General features: G+C 69.5%; 11 protein-coding genes. 8 read left to right on the top strand and 3 right to left on the bottom strand.

Annotated elements, in window-relative coordinates:
• The first annotated feature begins 88 nt into the window (after window positions 1-88).
• Window positions 89-1,993 (top strand): translational GTPase TypA, encoded by a 1,905-nt coding sequence (typA, locus tag ASD23_RS17635; protein WP_056014511.1) that lies wholly within the window; start codon window positions 89-91, stop codon window positions 1,991-1,993.
• A 337-nt stretch (window positions 1,994-2,330) separates the two neighbouring features.
• Window positions 2,331-3,062 carry a M23 family metallopeptidase gene (locus ASD23_RS17630; RefSeq protein WP_056014508.1) on the top strand — a complete coding sequence of 244 codons (732 nt, stop codon included), beginning with the start codon at window positions 2,331-2,333 and terminating at the stop codon, window positions 3,060-3,062.
• A gap of 83 nt (window positions 3,063-3,145) precedes the next feature.
• Here the strand turns inward: ASD23_RS17630 and ASD23_RS17625 are convergent, their stop codons facing one another.
• On the bottom strand, window positions 3,146-3,955 hold the full coding sequence (locus ASD23_RS17625; RefSeq protein WP_056015006.1) for an enoyl-CoA hydratase/isomerase family protein: 810 nt from the start codon (window positions 3,953-3,955) through the stop codon (window positions 3,146-3,148).
• Window positions 3,956-4,107: 152 nt separating this feature from the next.
• On the opposite strand from ASD23_RS17625, the gene ASD23_RS17620 reads away from it, so the two are divergent.
• From ASD23_RS17620 to ASD23_RS17600, 5 genes are all read left to right on the top strand, one after another.
• Window positions 4,108-4,557, top strand: a complete 450-nt coding sequence (locus ASD23_RS17620) for a hypothetical protein (RefSeq protein WP_147305682.1) — start codon at window positions 4,108-4,110, stop codon at window positions 4,555-4,557.
• Window positions 4,557-4,934, top strand: a complete 378-nt coding sequence (locus tag ASD23_RS17615; RefSeq protein WP_056014502.1) for a hypothetical protein — start codon at window positions 4,557-4,559, stop codon at window positions 4,932-4,934. The genes ASD23_RS17620 and ASD23_RS17615 overlap by 1 nt, the downstream gene beginning before the upstream one ends.
• 37 nt (window positions 4,935-4,971) lie before the next feature.
• Window positions 4,972-5,292 (top strand): ferredoxin, encoded by a 321-nt coding sequence (fdxA, locus tag ASD23_RS17610; protein WP_056014499.1) that lies wholly within the window; start codon window positions 4,972-4,974, stop codon window positions 5,290-5,292.
• Window positions 5,293-5,294: 2 nt separating this feature from the next.
• A complete protein-coding gene (gene dapC, locus ASD23_RS17605; RefSeq protein ID WP_056014496.1) occupies window positions 5,295-6,410 on the top strand; it encodes a succinyldiaminopimelate transaminase in 1,116 nt (371 codons plus the stop codon).
• 183 nt (window positions 6,411-6,593) lie between these two features.
• On the top strand, window positions 6,594-7,904 hold the full coding sequence (locus tag ASD23_RS17600; protein WP_082571671.1) for a citrate synthase: 1,311 nt from the start codon (window positions 6,594-6,596) through the stop codon (window positions 7,902-7,904).
• 120 nt (window positions 7,905-8,024) lie between these two features.
• Here ASD23_RS17600 and ASD23_RS17595 read toward each other — a convergent pair whose 3' ends face one another.
• Window positions 8,025-10,568, bottom strand: coding sequence for a penicillin acylase family protein (locus ASD23_RS17595; protein WP_056014493.1), 2,544 nt, complete (start codon window positions 10,566-10,568; stop codon window positions 8,025-8,027).
• A 186-nt stretch (window positions 10,569-10,754) separates the two neighbouring features.
• Entirely contained in the window at window positions 10,755-11,708 is a 954-nt protein-coding gene (gene dapD, locus ASD23_RS17590; RefSeq protein WP_056014490.1) for a 2,3,4,5-tetrahydropyridine-2,6-dicarboxylate N-succinyltransferase, read from the bottom strand.
• A gap of 115 nt (window positions 11,709-11,823) precedes the next feature.
• Here dapD and ASD23_RS17585 point away from each other — a divergent pair, with 115 nt between their 5' ends.
• A complete protein-coding gene (locus ASD23_RS17585; RefSeq protein WP_056014487.1) occupies window positions 11,824-16,497 on the top strand; it encodes a GH92 family glycosyl hydrolase in 4,674 nt (1,557 codons plus the stop codon).
• Window positions 16,498-16,530 lie beyond the last annotated feature (33 nt).

The following is a 16,530-nucleotide window of genomic DNA, read 5'->3' as shown; positions in this document are numbered from 1 at the left end:
GACCTTCACACAGCGCTTCCACGCTGTCTCCGTGCGCTGATCTCGCCGCCCGGGGGCGACGGGGGGCCGGCACCCTCGAGGACCAAACATGGCCAACGCCACCCGGAACGATCTGCGAAACGTCGCGATCGTCGCTCACGTCGACCACGGCAAGACCACGCTCGTCGACGCGATGCTCAACCAGACGAACTCCTTCGATGCGCACGCGCACGTCGAGGAGCGCGCCATGGACTCGAACGAGCTCGAGCGCGAGAAGGGCATCACGATCCTCGCCAAGAACACGGCGATCTCGTACAAGGGCGCGCACGCCACCGATGGCCCCATCACGATCAACGTGATCGACACGCCCGGCCACGCCGACTTCGGCGGCGAGGTCGAGCGCGGCCTGTCGATGGTCGACGGCGTCGTCCTCCTCGTCGACTCGAGCGAGGGCCCGCTGCCGCAGACGCGCTTCGTGCTCCGCAAGGCGCTCGAGGCCCGCATGCCGGTGATCCTCCTCGTCAACAAGACCGACCGTCCCGACGCTCGCATCGACGAGGTCGTCGCCGAGAGCCAGGACCTCCTGCTCGGCCTCGCCTCCGACCTGGCCGACGACGTGCCCGACCTCGACCTCGACGCGATCCTCGACGTGCCGGTCGTCTACGCCTCGGGCCGCAACGGCGCCGCGAGCCACAACAAGCCCGGCAACGGCGAGCTCCCTGACAACGACGACCTCGAGCCGCTCTTCGAGGCGATCCTGCAGCACATCCCGGCGCCGGTCTACGACGACGAGCACCCCCTGCAGGCGCACGTCACGAACCTCGACGCCTCGCCGTTCCTCGGCCGTCTCGCCCTGCTCCGCGTCTTCCACGGCACGATCAAGAAGGGCCAGACGGTCGCCTGGGTCAAGCACGACGGCTCCGTCCAGAACGTGCGCGTGACCGAGCTCTTCCTCACGAAGGCGCTCGACCGCTACCCGGCCGAGAGCGCCGGTCCCGGCGACATCGCCGTGGTCGCAGGGTTCGAGGACATCATGATCGGCGACACGCTCGCCGACGCCGAAGACGTGCGCCCGCTCCCGATCATCGCGGTCGACGAGCCCGCGATCTCGATGACGATCGGCACGAACACCTCGCCCCTCGTCGGCAAGGTCAAGGGCCACAAGCTCACCGCCCGCATGGTGAAGGACCGCCTCGACCGCGAGCTCGTCGGCAACGTCTCGCTCAAGGTCCTCGACATCGGCCGCCCCGACGCGTGGGAGGTGCAGGGCCGCGGCGAGCTCGCACTCGCGATCCTCGTCGAGCAGATGCGCCGCGAGGGCTTCGAGCTCACCGTGGGCAAGCCCCAGGTGGTCACCAAGCAGGTCGACGGCAAGGTGCACGAGCCCTACGAGCACCTCACGATCGACGCTCCCGAGGAGTACCTCGGCGCGATCACGCAGCTGCTCGCCGCTCGTAAGGGCCGCATGGACAACATGTCGAACCACGGCACCGGCTGGGTCCGCATGGAGTTCATCGTTCCGAGCCGCGGCCTCATCGGCTTCCGCACCGAGTTCATGACCACTACGCGCGGCACGGGAATCGCGAACGCGATCTCGCACGGCTACGACGCGTGGGCCGGCCAGATCGTCACCCGCAACAACGGCTCCATCGTCGCCGACCGCTCGGGCGTCGTCACGCCGTTCGCGATCATCGCCCTGCAGGAGCGCATGACGTTCTTCGTGAACCCGACCGAAGAGGTCTACGAGGGCATGGTCATCGGCGAGAACTCGCGCAACGACGACATGGACGTGAACATCACGAAGGAGAAGAAGCTGACGAACATGCGTCAGTCGACCTCCGACACGTTCGAGTCGATGACGCCCTCGCGCCAGCTCTCGCTCGAGGAGTGCCTCGAGTTCGCCCGTGAAGACGAGTGCGTCGAGGTCACGCCCGCCGCGGTGCGCATCCGCAAGGTCGAGCTCGACGCGACGGCTCGTGCCCGCACGACGTCGCGACTGAAGAAGCAGAACTAGCAGCGCACCTGCACGACGAGCGGATGCCCCGGGGTCGATCGACCACGGGGCATCCGCTCGTCTGCGTTTCGCCGAGCGTTTCGCCGAGATGCGCGTGGAGTCAAGGGGAGACCGCTCTCACGTTTCGCGGGGAATATGCATGCGCATCGGAGGTTCTTCCCAGAGTCGGTGCGTACCGTAGCTGAGGTTGTCTCGCACCTGACTCGGAAAATACGTAACGCACCCCACATATATGACTCCCCCCAAGCACGGCCGCAGAGCGGCCACACCCAGCCCTGCCCGCCCCGCCCCCGTACCTCGCACCGCCACCATCGGATCCCAGCACCGCCGCACCCGCGTGGCCGCAGCCCGTTCCGGCTCCGCGGCCCTGCGCCCGGCCTTCGCGGTCATCGCCATGTCGTTCGCCGCGGCCATGATGGTCGCCACGAGCGTTCCCGCGCTGGCGATCACCGCAACCGACACCGTCGCCCGCGCCTCGGTCTACGCGCCTGCCGAAGACACGATCGAGTATGCACCGCAGACCGTCGAGGTGGGCAGCGAGGGTGTCATGTCACCGCTCGCCGCCGAGCAGTACCTCGTCGAGGCCGCGCCGCCACCCATCATGTCGCAGGTCGCGAGCCTCGGCAGCGTGGCGCTCATCGACACCGACGCGATCGTGTGGCCGGTGCAGAACCCGACGAAGCGCAGCGACGGCTTCGGCCCGCGGTCGGCGCCCTGCAGCGGCTGCTCGAGCTCGCACGACGGCGTCGACTTCAACCCCGGCAACGGCACGCCCGTGATGTCGATCGCCGACGGCGTGGTCGTGCTCGCCACCGAGAACGGCGGCGGGCTCGGCGTCAACGTCGAGGTGCAGCACAACATCGGCGGCGAGCTCATCACGAGCTCCTACGCGCACATGCAGTCCGGCTCGATCGCCGTCTCGGTCGGCCAGCAGGTCACGGCGGGCCAGCAGCTCGGACTCGTCGGAACGACCGGGCAGTCGACCGGCCCGCACCTGCACCTCGAGATGTTCGGCGCCGACGGTGTGCGGTTCGACGGCTTCGCCTGGCTGGCGGCTCGAATCGGCTGAACCGGTCCCGGCCCACCGGCCGGCCTGACACGTGGCGCGACGCCTCCTGAGTACTGGCTTGGCCTCAGGCCCCCATGAAGGACTCAGGCCCCCATGAACGATGGATCGCGCTTCTCGACGAACGCCGCGACGCCCTCGCGCATGTCGTGGGTGCGGAACGCGTCGCCGAAGGCGGCGATCTCGAGGTCGGTCGCCGATTCCGTGCGGCGCCCGGCGGCGTCGACGAGCACTCGCTTCGCGAGGCCGACGGCCGGTGCGGCGTTCGCGCCGACCTCGTCGAGGGTCGCCCGTGCGCCCGCGAGGAGCGACTCGCGGTCGGGGAACGACCGCACGACGAGTCCGATCGAGACGGCTTCCGCCGTGTCGATGCGCCGACCCGTGTAGATGAGCTCCTTGGCCCGCGCGAGACCGACCGCTCGGGGGAGGCGCACGGTGCCGCCGAAGCCCGGGATGAGGCCCAGGTGCACCTCGGGCTGGCCGAAGCTCGAGGCATCCGTCGCGTAGATGAAGTCGCAGGCGAGCGCGAGTTCGAGGCCGCCGCCGAGCGCGAAGCCGTCGACGCAGGCGATGACGGGCGCCGAGAGCCCTTCGATCGCCGCCGCCACCCGATGGCCGAGTCGTGACGAGTCCTCGCCCTGTTCGGGCGTGAGGCCCGCCAGCGCACGGATGTCGGCGCCGGCCACGAAGGCGCGACCGCCGGCGCCAGTGAGCAGCACACCGCGCACGGCACTGCCCTCGGCGGCGAGGGACTCGAATACGGCGAGCAGGGCCGAGAGCACGTCGGGGGAGAGGGCGTTCAGTGCCTTCGGGCGATCGATCGTCACGATCGCGAGCCTGCCGTCGCGCTCGACGCGCACGTCGGGCCCGTTCTCCTGGGTGCTGGGCTCGGCCATCATCGGTCCTCTCCGCACGGCCCGTTCCGTGTCCCGCCCCACGCTACGCCATCCCCTCGCGACGGCCGGGCGGTAGGATCCGATGTGGGGCGAGCGGATGCCGCGTGGTGTCCGCCACCCCGCCCCAGACCGCTGCACACGAGGAGCCGGCCATGCGACCGTCCACCATCCACCGTCGGATGGGCATCGCCGCGGTGATCGCCGTGCTGACGGCGACCACGCTCTCGGGCTGCTTCCCGAACCCCGGCGACCTCGTCAACCAAGGCGTCGAAGACGCCATCGAAGAGGCGACCGGGGGTGACGTCAGCCTCGGCGGGGAGCTGCCGGCCGACTTCCCCGAATCGGTCGCGCTCATCGACGGCGACATCAGCTTCGCCGGCGGTGCTCCTGGCGGCGAGGGCTGGGTCGTCATGATCTCGTCGAGTGCGGCCGATCCCGTCGCCGACGCGGCCGCGAAGCTCGAGGCCGCGGGCTTCACCGAGGACACCACGCTGAACGGCGACACCGCGAGCGCCGTCGTGTACTCCGACGGCGAATACCTCGTGCTGATCGCCGGCGACGGCGACGTCGTCTCGTACACCGTCACCCCGCAGCCGAAGTGATGGGTCGAACCAGCCTCGGCACCATCCTCGTCGCCTTCCTGGTGGGTCTCGCCTACGGCGCCCTCGGCACGGTCGGTCACCGCGCGGTGCTGCGCATCGGCGAGGTGGCCATCCCGTGGGGCCTCGCCGCGGCGCTCATCGGCGTCGCAGCGCTCCTGCTGGGCATCCGGCTCGTCGCCGGAGGCCGCACCGCGGCGGCCGCGGCCGGTGCCGGCATCGTCGTCGCGGTCGCCGTGCTCACCCTCCCCGGGCCGGGCGGTTCGGTGCTGATCGTGGGCGATCTGACCGGCACGATCTGGTCGGTCGCCCCCGCGCTCATCGCCGTGCTCGTCGTCGCATGGCCGAAGCTGCCCTCGCCGCGCCCGCGCGACGCCTAGACTGGAATCTCAGCCTTTCGAAGGGACAGCGAACACCGTGACCTATGTCATCGCCCTTCCGTGCGTCGACGTCAAAGACCGCGCCTGCATCGACGAATGCCCCGTCGACTGCATCTACGAGGGTGAGCGCTCGCTCTACATCCACCCCGACGAATGCGTCGATTGCGGTGCGTGCGAGCCCGTCTGCCCCGTCGAAGCCATCTACTACGAAGACGACCTGCCCGACATGTGGGCCGACTACTACAAGGCCAACGTCGAGTTCTTCGACGACATCGGCTCGCCCGGCGGCGCGGCCAAGATCGGCGTCATCCCGAAGGACCACCCCGTGATCGCGGTGCTCCCTCCCCAGGCGCACTGAGCATGGCGCGCGGCGAACTGCCCGACTACCCCTGGGATCTGATGGCGCCCTTCCGTGTGCGCGCCGCGGCTCACCCACAGGGCGTCGTCGACCTGTCGATCGGCTCGCCGGTCGATCCCACGCCCGACCTCGTGCGCGCGGCTCTCGCGAATGCCACCGATGCCCACGCGTATCCGCAGACGACGGGCACCGACGAACTGCGCGGCGCCATCATCGACTGGTTCGCGCGCCGGCGCGGCGTCACGGGCCTCACCGAGGCGAACGTGCTGCCGACGGTGGGCTCCAAAGAACTCGTCGCGCTCCTGCCCTTCCTCCTCGGCCTCGGCGAAGGCGACGTCGTCGTGCACCCCAAGGCGGCGTACCCGAGCTACGAGATGGGTGCCGTGCTCGTCGGCGCCACCTCGATGGCCTCCGACGATCCGGCTGAATGGCCCGCCGCGACGAAGCTCGTGTGGCTGAACAGCCCCGGCAATCCCGACGGGCGGGTGCTGACGATCGACGAGCTGCGCGCGGCCCGCGAACGGGCGCTCGAGATCGACGCGATCATCGTCGGCGACGAGTGCTACGCCGAGCTCGGCTGGGAGGGCGAATGGGCGGATGCCCCGATCCCGAGCCTGCTCGATCCCCGCGTCGTCGGCGACACCCGTCGCAACACGCTCGTGGCCTACTCCCTGTCGAAGCAGTCGAACATGGCCGGTTACCGCACCGCCTTCATCGCGGGCTGCAGCACCGTCATCGGGCGGATCACGACCGTACGCAAGCACGCGGGGCTCATGCTCCCACAGCCGCTGCAGGCGGCGATGATCGCCGCGCTCCGCGATGACGAGCACGTCGCCGAGCAGAAGGCGCGGTACCGCGCACGGCGCGAGCTGCTGAAGCCCGCGCTCGAGGCGGCAGGGTTCCGCGTCGACCGCAGCGAGGCCGGGCTCTACCTCTGGGCGACCGAGGGCCGCGACGGCTGGGACTCGATCGGCAGGCTCGCCGATCTCGGCATCGTGGCCGGACCGGGGCACTTCTACGGCGTGCACCACCCCGAGCACGTACGGCTGTCGCTGACCGCGACCGACGACCGCATCGCGGCCGCGGCCGAGCGGCTCCGGGCCGCCGCTGCGGCGTGACATCCGCAGATTCTCGGGGGCGCCCTCTCGAGCGACTGTGACTCTCGCCAACGGATAGGATGATCTGTTGGCGGGTGCGACAGTGTGTTCGGAGCCCGTCTAGGCTGTATTCGGATCGAGGCCGCCAGAGCGGCTGAGACCGGAAAGCAGGTGACCGCGCAAGTGACGATCACAGGAGGCGCCGTGAGCGACGTCCGGAACAAAGCGGCTGGAGAGAACCCCCAGACCGCGACCCTGCAGTTCGGCAGCACCACCGCCGAACTGCCCGTCCACCGTGCGGTACAGGGCAACTCGAGCATCGACGTGTCGACGCTCACGCGGCAGACCGGGCTCACCGCGCTCGACTACGGGTTCGTGAACACCGCGTCGACGCGGTCGGCGATCACGTACATCGACGGTGAGCAGGGCATCCTGCGGTACCGCGGGTACCCGATCGAGCAGCTCGCGGCGAACTCGACCTACCTCGAGGTCGCCTGGCTGCTCATCTACGGCGAGCTCCCAACGGCAGACCAGCTCGGCGAGTTCGACGAGAAGATCCGTCACCACACCCTGCTGCACGAAGACCTCAAGCGCTTCTTCTCGTCGCTGCCGCACACGGCGCACCCGATGGCGGTGCTCTCGAGCGCGGTGTCGGCCCTGTCGACGTACTACGAGGACTCGACCGACTCGAACGACCCCGAGCAGGTCGAGCTCACCATGGTGCGCCTGCTCGCGAAGCTCCCGGTCATCGCGGCCTACGCGCACAAGAAGTCGATCGGCCAGGCGTTCCTGTACCCCGACAACTCGCTGTCGTTCGTCGACAACTTCCTGAAGCTCAACTTCGGCAACATGGCCGAGCCCTTCCAGGTCGATCCGGTGCTCTCCACCGCGCTCGACCGCCTGCTGATCCTGCACGAGGACCACGAGCAGAACGCGTCGACCTCGACCGTCCGCCTCGTCGGCTCGACCGGTGCGAACCTCTACGCCTCGATCTCCGCGGGCATCCAGGCGCTCTCGGGACCGCTCCACGGCGGCGCCAACGAAGCCGTGCTGCAGATGCTCGCCCGCATCCGCGACTCCGGCGAAGGCGTCGAGAAGTTCGTCGAGCGCGTGAAGAACAAGGAAGACGGCGTGAAGCTCATGGGCTTCGGACACCGCGTCTACAAGAACTACGACCCCCGCGCGACGATCGTCAAGCAGTCGGCCGACGAGGTGCTCGCCGGCCTCGGGGTCGCCGACCCGCTGCTCGACATCGCCAAGGAGCTCGAGCAGTTCGCGCTGCAGGACGACTACTTCAAGGAGCGTCGCCTCTATCCGAACGTCGACTTCTACACCGGCGTGATCTACAAGGCGATGGGCTTCCCGACGCGCATGTTCACCGTGCTCTTCGCGATCGGTCGCCTGCCCGGCTGGATGGCGCACTGGCGCGAGATGAACCTCGACCCGCAGACCAAGATCGGCCGCCCGCAGCAGCTCTACATCGGCGAGCCCGAGCGGCACTACCCCTCGGTCTGAGCCGCAGCACTCGATCGAACGCCGGTCCCGCCTTCAGGCGGGGCCGGCGTTTCATCTCCCGTCGCCGTGCCGGCCGTGCCGGCATCGTGCACGCCAGGTGAGCGCAGGGCCCGTCCCGGCTCACCCGGCGGGAGTCAGCCTCAGGGTGTTCGTCGCGCCGGCATCGACCGCGTCGCGCGTGAACGCCCAGTCGCGGAGCTGCCCGTGCTGCCAGAGCGGTGCCTGGTCGGCGTAGTTCGCGTGGAAGGCGTGGCCGGAGGCGCCGGTCAGGTTGATCCAGCGTGAGGCGTCGCGGTCCGCCAGGTCGACGACCATGCGCATCGACGGCACCCAGTCGACGCCGTAGCCGACGGTCGCATCCCAGCCGATGGCGTTGACGATCGAAGAGCCGCCGCCGAGTTCGTAGGGACCCCGGTTGAACAGCCACTCGATCGGCGCGATGCCGGACTCGCCGAAGCTCTGGTTCGTGAGCGTGAGCGTGTGCAGCCGGCCCCAGCGCCAGGAATCGGGGTTGCCGCCCATCGAGTCCTCGGACTCGGCCCATGCCGCGTCGAGCGCGTTCGCGATCATCGCATCCCTGCCGGCGACGCCGAGCTCGTCGTTCGTCCACCACGTGGAGTCGGGCTCACCGAGCAGCGTGCCGACGACATTGAACCAGCGGTCGCCGCCCTGCGGCTGCGTCGACTCGGGCAGCCCGCCGAACATGTCGTCGAGCAGCGTGCGCCAGAACACGGCGAAGTAGGCCGCCTGCGCGCTATCGACGTCGGCGCTGCCGTTCCAGCCGGCGAGCAGTTCGGCGCCGCGAGCGGCGTCGCCGTCGAGATCGAGTTCGGCGATCACGGGGAGGAAGGCGTCGGCGTTCGCATCGCCGGTGTCGAGCTGGATCTCCGCGAGCGAGTCGACCGTGAACTGCTCGCCGGCGTCGATGCGTTCGCGGATCAGTCGCTCGATGCCGGCGGCACGATAGCCGTAGTCCCAGTCCTTCGTGAGCATCGGGCCGGCAGGGCCGGCGGCCGCGTTGTTGGCCGTGACGAGGTAGCCCGCGGGTGGGTTCAGCACCGAGGGCAGCTGATCGAAGGGGATCGTGCCGGCCCAGCCGTTCGTGCTGGTCCACCCGGGCAGCGGCAGCGTGCCGTCGCCGGTCTTGCGCACGGGGATGCGGCCCGGCGCCTGGTAGCCGATGTTGCCCGAGGCATCCGCGTAGATGAGGTTCTGCGCAGGCACGTCGAACAGTGCGGCGGCCGCCCGGAACCCCTCCCAATCCTGTGCTCGATCGAGGGCGAAGATCGCGCCCGCGGTCGTGCCGGGCGACAGCGCGGTCCACTGCAGCGACACGGCGTAGTCGCCCTGCGGCTCGCCCGCGGCCGCCGGGTACTGGGCGGCGACCTCGGCGAAGTCGTCGCGGATGTCGGTCACGATCGGACCGCGCGCCGTCGAGCGCACCGTGATCGTGACGGGGTCGCCGCCCGCGACCTCGATGACCTCGTCACGGGTCGTGAGCGGCACCTGGACGCCGTCGAGCTCGTAGGTGTCGCCGCTCACCCGTTCGAGGTAGAGGTCGGCGACATCGGGCCCGAGGTTGGTGAAGCCCCAGGCGATCGAGGCGTTCTGCCCGATCACGATGCCGGGCAGCCCCGAGAACGAGTACCCGGCGACGTCGAACCCGCACGTCTCGGTGACCTCGACGCAGTGCAGGCCCATCTGGGTCCAGATGGAGGGCATGGCGGGGCCGAGGTGCGGGTCGTTGGCCAGCAGCGGGAGGCCCGACTCGGTCAGGGCCCCGCCCACGACCCACGAGTTCGAACCGAGGTCGCCGCCCTCGGGGCCGAGCAGCTCGGGGACTCCGTCGATCGCCGCGCGCAGGGTGGCGAGGGCGGCGACGTAGTCGGAGGCAGGCTCGGATGCCGCCGCGGCATCCGTCTCGATCGTGTCGGTCTCGTCGGGGAGGGGCGTCACCGACTGCGCCGCGGTGGCCGCCACAGGCTGCCCGCCGACGATCGTGGGCATCGTCTCCCAGGGGAAGTCGGGGTGCAGGCGCGCGACCTCTTCGGGTGGCAGTGCGGTCGAGAGCATCGCGCGGTCGATCTCGTCGCCGAGGTTCGAGCGCAGGTCCCAGGCCATGGCCTTCAGCCACGCGATCGAGTCGACGCCCGACCAGGGCTCGGGGGAGTAGCCCGGGTTCTGCAGCCCGAGCACCGCGTACTCGAGCGAGAGGTCGGCACCGCTGCGTTCCTCGAGGTAGGCGTTGACGCCCTCGGCGTACGCGTCGTAGTACGACCGCGGCACCTCGCCGAGCGCGTCGTACTCCTGCTGGGCGATGCCCCGCCAGTCGAGCGTGCGGATGAACGTGTCGGTGCCCACCTGCGACTCGCCGAACATCTCGGCGAGTCGGCCGGCGGTGACGTGCCGGCGGAAGTCCATCTCCCAGAAGCGGTCCTGCGCGTGCACGTACCCCTGCGCGACGAACAGGTCGTGGTCGGTCTCCGCATACAGCTGCGGGATGCCGGCGTCATCGCGGATGACGGTCACCTCTGCGCTCAGCCCCGGAACGTCGACCGCGCCGTTCATCGTCGGGAACGAACGCTGCACGGTCCACCAGCCGAGTCCGGCCGCGACGACCGCGAGCACGAGCACGGTGATGAGCAGGCCGATGACGAATCGCATCACTCGATGCCGACTGGTTCGCGGTGCGTCGGTACCCACGCCACTCCTTCGTGCTGCGCAGACGAGGGCCGCCCAATGGCGGCCCGGGCCACCAACTGTAGCCGAGAGGGAGGGCCCTTCGACCCGGTCGTTGCAGGGCTGTGATGTGGGCGGATCCGCAAGGCAGGAGCTGCGCGGTCGCGAGTGCTACGCGTGCAGTGCGGCGTTCAGCTGCACGCCCTCGCCCGAGCGCGAGAGCGCCTCGACCTGGCCGTTCAGCGAGTTGCGTCGGAAGAGCAGGTTCGGCACTCCCGAGAGCACGACGGCCTTGACGGTGTTCGGTCGTTCGCCCGGCCCGCCCTGCAGCACGACCTTCGTGCCGGCGGTGACGTAGAGGCCCGCCTCGACGACGCTGTCGTCGCCGATCGAGATGCCGATACCCGAGTTCGCGCCGAGGAGCGCGCGCTCGCCGATGACGACGCGCTGCGTGCCGCCGCCCGACAGGGTGCCCATGATCGAGGCCCCGCCGCCGATGTCGGCGCCGTCGCCGACGACGACGCCCTGCGAGATGCGGCCCTCGACCATCGAGGCGCCGAGCGTGCCGGCGTTGAAGTTGACGAAGCCCTCGTGCATGACGGTCGTGCCGGGCGCGAGGTGCGCGCCGAGGCGCACACGGGCGGCGTCGGCGATGCGCACCCGATCGGGGGTGACGTAGTCGAGCAGGCGCGGGAACTTGTCGACGCTGACGGCGTGGATGCCGGCACGCTGCAGTGCGGGGCGCAGGCGGTCGAAGTCGGTCGGATGCACCGGACCCGCGTTGGTCCAGACCACGGCGGGCAGGTGCGCGAAGATGCCGTCGAGGTTCACCGTGTTGGGTGCCGCGAGCAGGTGGGAGAGCACGTGGAGGCGCAGGTAGGCGTCACTCGTGCCGGTCGGAGCGGCGTCGAGGTCGATCGTGAGCCCGACGACCTCGACATGCACGTTGCGGCGTGCGTCTTCGCCCGCGAGCGCAGCATGCTCGGCTGCGAGGGGGGATGCCTCGGCCCCGAGCTTCGGCGCGGGGAACCACGCGTCGAGCAGCGTGCCGTCGCCGGCGATCGTCGAGAGGCCGGCGGCGGAGGCCGTGCGGGGAGAAGTGATGGCGTCGTCGTTCGCAGGCATGTCTCAAGGGTAGCGAGGCAGCCGGGCATGTGACGTGGAGCGTCGGCAGGGTCGTGATCGAGGAGGCATGGCGGAGTTCACGAGCGCGCCCGAGTCGTGTGCTACTGTCCACCGCATGACAGCGCTGCCATATCCGGACTCGGCCCACGTGAAGACCGCCTCGCCGATCCGCGCCTCCCGCCCGCGACTCGTCGCCCTGACCATCGCGCTCGCGCTGGGGTCGTCTGCCCTCCTGCCTCTGGCAGGGCCCGTGAACGCGGCACAGGCCGCGACCGACCCGACGGACTACACCCAGTACGTCAACCCCTTCATCGGCACCGAGGGCGATCACGGCCAAGACGGCCCCGGGGCGTTCGCGCCCTACGGGCTGGCGACGGTCACTCCGACGACGACGCCCGGCAACCACGTGGGCTACGAGTACACGGCGGGCACCCTCCGGGGCTTCACGAACATCGCCCTCGACGGGGTCGGCGGTGGAGGCGGCGCGGGCGACGTGCTCGTCGTGCCCACCTACGGGAGCTACACGTCCCGGCCATCGACGAGCACCTACGCCAAGTCGATCCGGACGATCGACGGCGTCAAGGACGAGTCGGCCACGGCGGGCTACTACCGGGTCGGCCTCGACGAGTCGGGCGAGGACATCGACGCCCAGGTGACCGCCGCAACGCGTACCGGCGTTCACGACTACGCCTTCGACGCCGGAGGCCACGCCGCCCTCGTGGTCGACCTCAAGCACACCGGGAACGGTCGCAAGGCGACCGACCTCGTGATCGGGACGAGCGCGGACGGCAACACCACGATCTCGGGATCCTTCACCGGATTCTTCTACAACTCGTCGTACAAGCTGTTCTACTACGCGGAGACCACGGCACCGACGTCCTCCGTGCAGACGTGGGGGGCCGGAGGGCTCAGCTCCACCGCCACGACGCAGGACGGCACGGACATCGGGGCGATTCTCAATTTCGACGCCGCCGCCGACGAGCACTTGGGCCTCCGGTTCACGCTCTCGCCGGTGAGTGCCGCGCAGGCTGAACGCGACGCGGCCGTCGAGGTTGGCGGGAGGACGTTCGACGAGATCCGCTCCGCGACGAAGGACGAGTGGAACGATCGCCTCGGCAAGGTCGAGGTCGACGCCACCGAGACGAACGACCCCACCGGCGACCTGAAGGTCCAGTTCTACACGCACCTCTACCGCCTCGGCGGCACCCCGATGAACGCGACGTCCACCGATGGCACGTACCGGGGTGCCGACGGCGCCATCTACGAGGCAGACGGGTACACGCACTACGATTCGTGGTCGCTCTGGGATGACTTCCACAAGTACGCGGCGGTGGCATCGGTCTTCCCCGACGTCTATCGCGACGTCGTCCAGTCGCTCGTCGACCTCTACGCCAGCGTCGAATCGAGCGGCAAGAGCTCGGTCGGGGGTCTGCTGCAGTCCGTGCCGACGGTGCGGTGGGAGCGCGCTCCGGTCGTCGTGGCGGATGCGATCTCGAAGGGCGTCGAGTTGCAGGGCCTCGAACAGGCCTACCCGGCGCTCGTCGCACAGACCGGAACCTCGGCGAGCCTGACGAACCTCAACTCCGTCGGCGGGGGACTCCTCGGCTACTCCTACGACGCATACGGCCTCTCGGTCATCGCCGACGCGATAGGTGAGACGGCCGACGCCGAGCACTACCGCGTCGAGGGCGCGCGCTGGGCGAAGGCGTTCGACGAGAACGCCCTGAAGCAGGACGCCAACGCGGTGGCCGCAACCGGCGTCGCCGCAGGCGTCGACGAGGTCGGCCTCCTCATGCCGCGCTCGAGCAACGACCAGTCGGCGAGCTTCACGTACAAGAACCCGGAGAGCTGGAGCAGCGGGCTCTACCAGGGTACGTTCTGGCAGTACAACTGGTACGACGCGCAGGACCTCGGCGGCATGGTCGATCTCATGGGCGGCAAGGCGGGCGCGGCGAAGGCCGTGAACTACTTCTTCGGCAACCAGGCGCCCGACGACTGCTCGCGCAACCTCCACCTGTTCGCCAATGAGATCTCGGTCCACGCCCCGTTCCTCTTCAACTACGTCGGGGAGCCCGCGAACACGCAGGACTGGACGTACCGAGCGGTCACCGAACCGGTGTGCGTCCGGTACACCGCCGACGGCAGTGGAACCACGCCGTCGAAGCGCATGGTGTTCCAGAACGATCCCAAGGGTTTGCTGCAGACCATGGACAACGATGCAGGGACGATGTCGGGCTACTTCGTTTCGAGCGCGATCGGGCTGTACCCCGTGATGGCGGGAGGCGACTCCTTCCAGATCACGACGCCGATCTTCGACCGCACGACGATCAACTACCCCGGTGGCAAGGACTTCGTCGTCGAGGCGCCCGGCGTCAGCGCGACGAATCACTACATCCAGAGCGCGACGCTCAACGGCCGGCCCCTGAACCGTACGTGGCTCACCGCCGCGGAGATGAACGCGGGAGGGATCCTGCACTTCGTCATGGGCCCGAACCCGTCGTCGTGGGGAGCCGACGGTGTCGCGGCGGATTCGCTCAACGACCATGTCAGCAGCGCTCTCTATCACCCGGCCGACGCGGTCTCCACGACGTCGCAGGTGTTCGAGGAGTCCGGCGCGAACGACGGCTCGGTCGACGACGCGATCTCCGTGCAGGTGAGCGGGGCGACGTTCGCCGGCGAGATCGGTTCGGACCTGTCCTCCCAGGTCGACGCCACCGGCGTGCCGACGGGCCTGACTCTCGTCGCGACGAAGTCGGGTGAGAACTCGATCGACCTGACGTTGGCGGGCGCGGCCGCGCGGCACCTCCTCGATGATTCGACCGACGCCCTCGCCGTGACCTTCGCGCCGGCTGCCTTCTCGGGCACGGTGCCCAGCGCCGCGGAGCGTGCACTCTCGCTCAAGGTCCGCTACACCGGAGACCAGCTCACGCCGAGTACCACCACCCTCACGGCTGACGCGAAGGGCGCAGTGAAGACCACGATCGATCTCACCCTCAGCGGCGGCGCGACGTTCACCGGCAAGAACCGGCCTGCTCTCTCGAACGGCGAGATCACGTTCCCCGGACTCGATCAGGGCATCACGGCCGCCGTCAGACGGATGAGCGACACCACCGCGCAGGTGACGTTCAAGGGAACCCTGCAGAGCCCGACGAGCACGAACTTCACGCTGCTGCTCGCCGACTCCGCACTCGAGGGCGCTACGGCGGCCCAGGTGACCGGTGCCGGGACGACAGCACTCGACCCGTTCACGTTGTCGCCGTCCTCGAGCACGCGCGCGGAGCTGCAGACGCTGTTCGACGACGCACGCCTCGTGACCGCTGACGGGTACTCCGCGGCGACGTTCGCGAAGCTGCAAGAGGCGGTTGCGAAGGCGACGTCGGCCCTGGATGACGAGAACTCGTCGGAGCGGACGCTGTCCTCGGCCGCTGCCCTCCTGCGGGTCGCTGCCGACGGCCTCGCGATCGCCGGCGACAGCTACCGCGTGCTGCAGGCCGAGAGCTTCGACCAGTGGTCCGGTGGTTCGCTCAAGACCGAGAGCGGCGGCAGCGGCACAACCGTGGGCGGGGTTTCGCCCGGGGCATGGCTCGCGTTCCGCGGGCTCGACTTCTCGGCAGCCCCGCTCAAGTCGCTCGTCGTCGACTACTCCCACAACCCGGGTACGGCCTCGGCGAGTTCCGCGGTCGAGATCCGCACCGGCTCGGCGACCGGTCCACTGGTCGCCACGATCCCGCTGCCCACCACGAACGGCTGGGCGAATTACACGAAGCTCACCCGCGAGCTCACCGCGGACGAGATCGGGAAGCTCGCCGGTGTCAACGACGTGTACTTCGTGTTCACCGGTGCACTCGCCTCCGGCCAGAGCTGGGTCGCGAACGTCGACTCGCTGCGGTTCACCTCTGCGGCGGATGCTGCGGCGACGTCCAAGACGGTTCAGTTCGAGTCGATCCGCACGGGCTACGGCATGCTGAACGGCGCCGACACCGGGCTCACGGAGGGGACGGACTTCTCGGGCGCCGACCTCAAGACCGAGGCCGGATCCGTGGGTGGCCAGCTCGCTGGTACCAAGAACGGCGCGTGGATCCGATACGGCGATGTCGACCTCGGTGATCGCAGCGCGATCACGCTCAATGTGCGGTACGACGCGCCGGCGACCAAGGTGGCCGACGGCCGTCTCGCCGTCTACCTCGATGAGATGGCCGGCGACCCGTTCGTGACCGTGCCGCTCCAGCCCACCGGTTCGAGCTGGGGCACCTACAGCACCGCGACAGTCGCACTCCCGTCTGCGATCACCGGCTCGAGAGCCGTCTACTTCGCACTCGAGAGCACTCCGACGCCGACCCAGCCCTATGTCGGCAACCTCGACTGGTTCTCGTTCGAGTTCGCCGTCGACAAATCGGCGCTGCAGACGGCGATCACGACGTACTCGGCGCTCTCCGCGGATGCCGGCCTGTACCTCGTGACCGACTTCGCAGTCGTCACGCGAGCACTGGACGCGGCGCGGGGCGTCGATGCGGACCCCGCCGCGACCACGGGCGGAGTCACGGAGGCGCTGCGCGTGCTGAACGCCGCAGCCGGCCACCTGCAGTGGAAGGTGACCAAGCAGGTCGCCGACCTGCGCGCGAAGGCCGAGGCCGTGCAGGCGGACGACGTCACTGCGGTGTCGTATCGCAAGCTCCAGAACGCGGTGGCCGCAGCCGATGCACTCGATGCCACGAGCACCCACGACGAGTACGTGGCGGCGCTGGCTCGTCTCGTCTGGGCGTACGAACGCCTGGTCGACGCGAAGTAGCCGTTCGGCGGGTCGGCTCTCGAGCCGACCCGC

The sequence above is a fragment of the Agromyces sp. Root1464 genome, from assembly GCF_001427265.1.
GTDB classification, from domain to species: Bacteria; Actinomycetota; Actinomycetes; order Actinomycetales; family Microbacteriaceae; genus Agromyces; species Agromyces fucosus.
The sequence above is the reverse complement of the archived record's forward strand: the minus strand, read 5'-3'. Positions and strand labels throughout refer to the sequence as shown.

Excerpts from the sequence above, each read along its gene's own strand:
- ASD23_RS17595 (WP_056014493.1), bottom strand. The coding sequence starts at position 10,568 with ATGCGATTCGTCATCGGCCTGCTCATCACCGTGCTCGTGCTCGCGGTC.
- dapD (WP_056014490.1), bottom strand. The coding sequence starts at position 11,708 with ATGCCTGCGAACGACGACGCCATCACTTCTCCCCGCACGGCCTCCGCC.
- ASD23_RS17620 (WP_147305682.1), top strand. The coding sequence starts at position 4,108 with ATGCGACCGTCCACCATCCACCGTCGGATGGGCATCGCCGCGGTGATC.
- dapC (WP_056014496.1), top strand. The coding sequence starts at position 5,295 with ATGGCGCGCGGCGAACTGCCCGACTACCCCTGGGATCTGATGGCGCCC.
- ASD23_RS17615 (WP_056014502.1), top strand. The coding sequence starts at position 4,557 with ATGGGTCGAACCAGCCTCGGCACCATCCTCGTCGCCTTCCTGGTGGGT.
- ASD23_RS17585 (WP_056014487.1), top strand. The coding sequence starts at position 11,824 with ATGACAGCGCTGCCATATCCGGACTCGGCCCACGTGAAGACCGCCTCG.
- ASD23_RS17625 (WP_056015006.1), bottom strand. The coding sequence starts at position 3,955 with ATGGCCGAGCCCAGCACCCAGGAGAACGGGCCCGACGTGCGCGTCGAG.
- typA (WP_056014511.1), top strand. The coding sequence starts at position 89 with ATGGCCAACGCCACCCGGAACGATCTGCGAAACGTCGCGATCGTCGCT.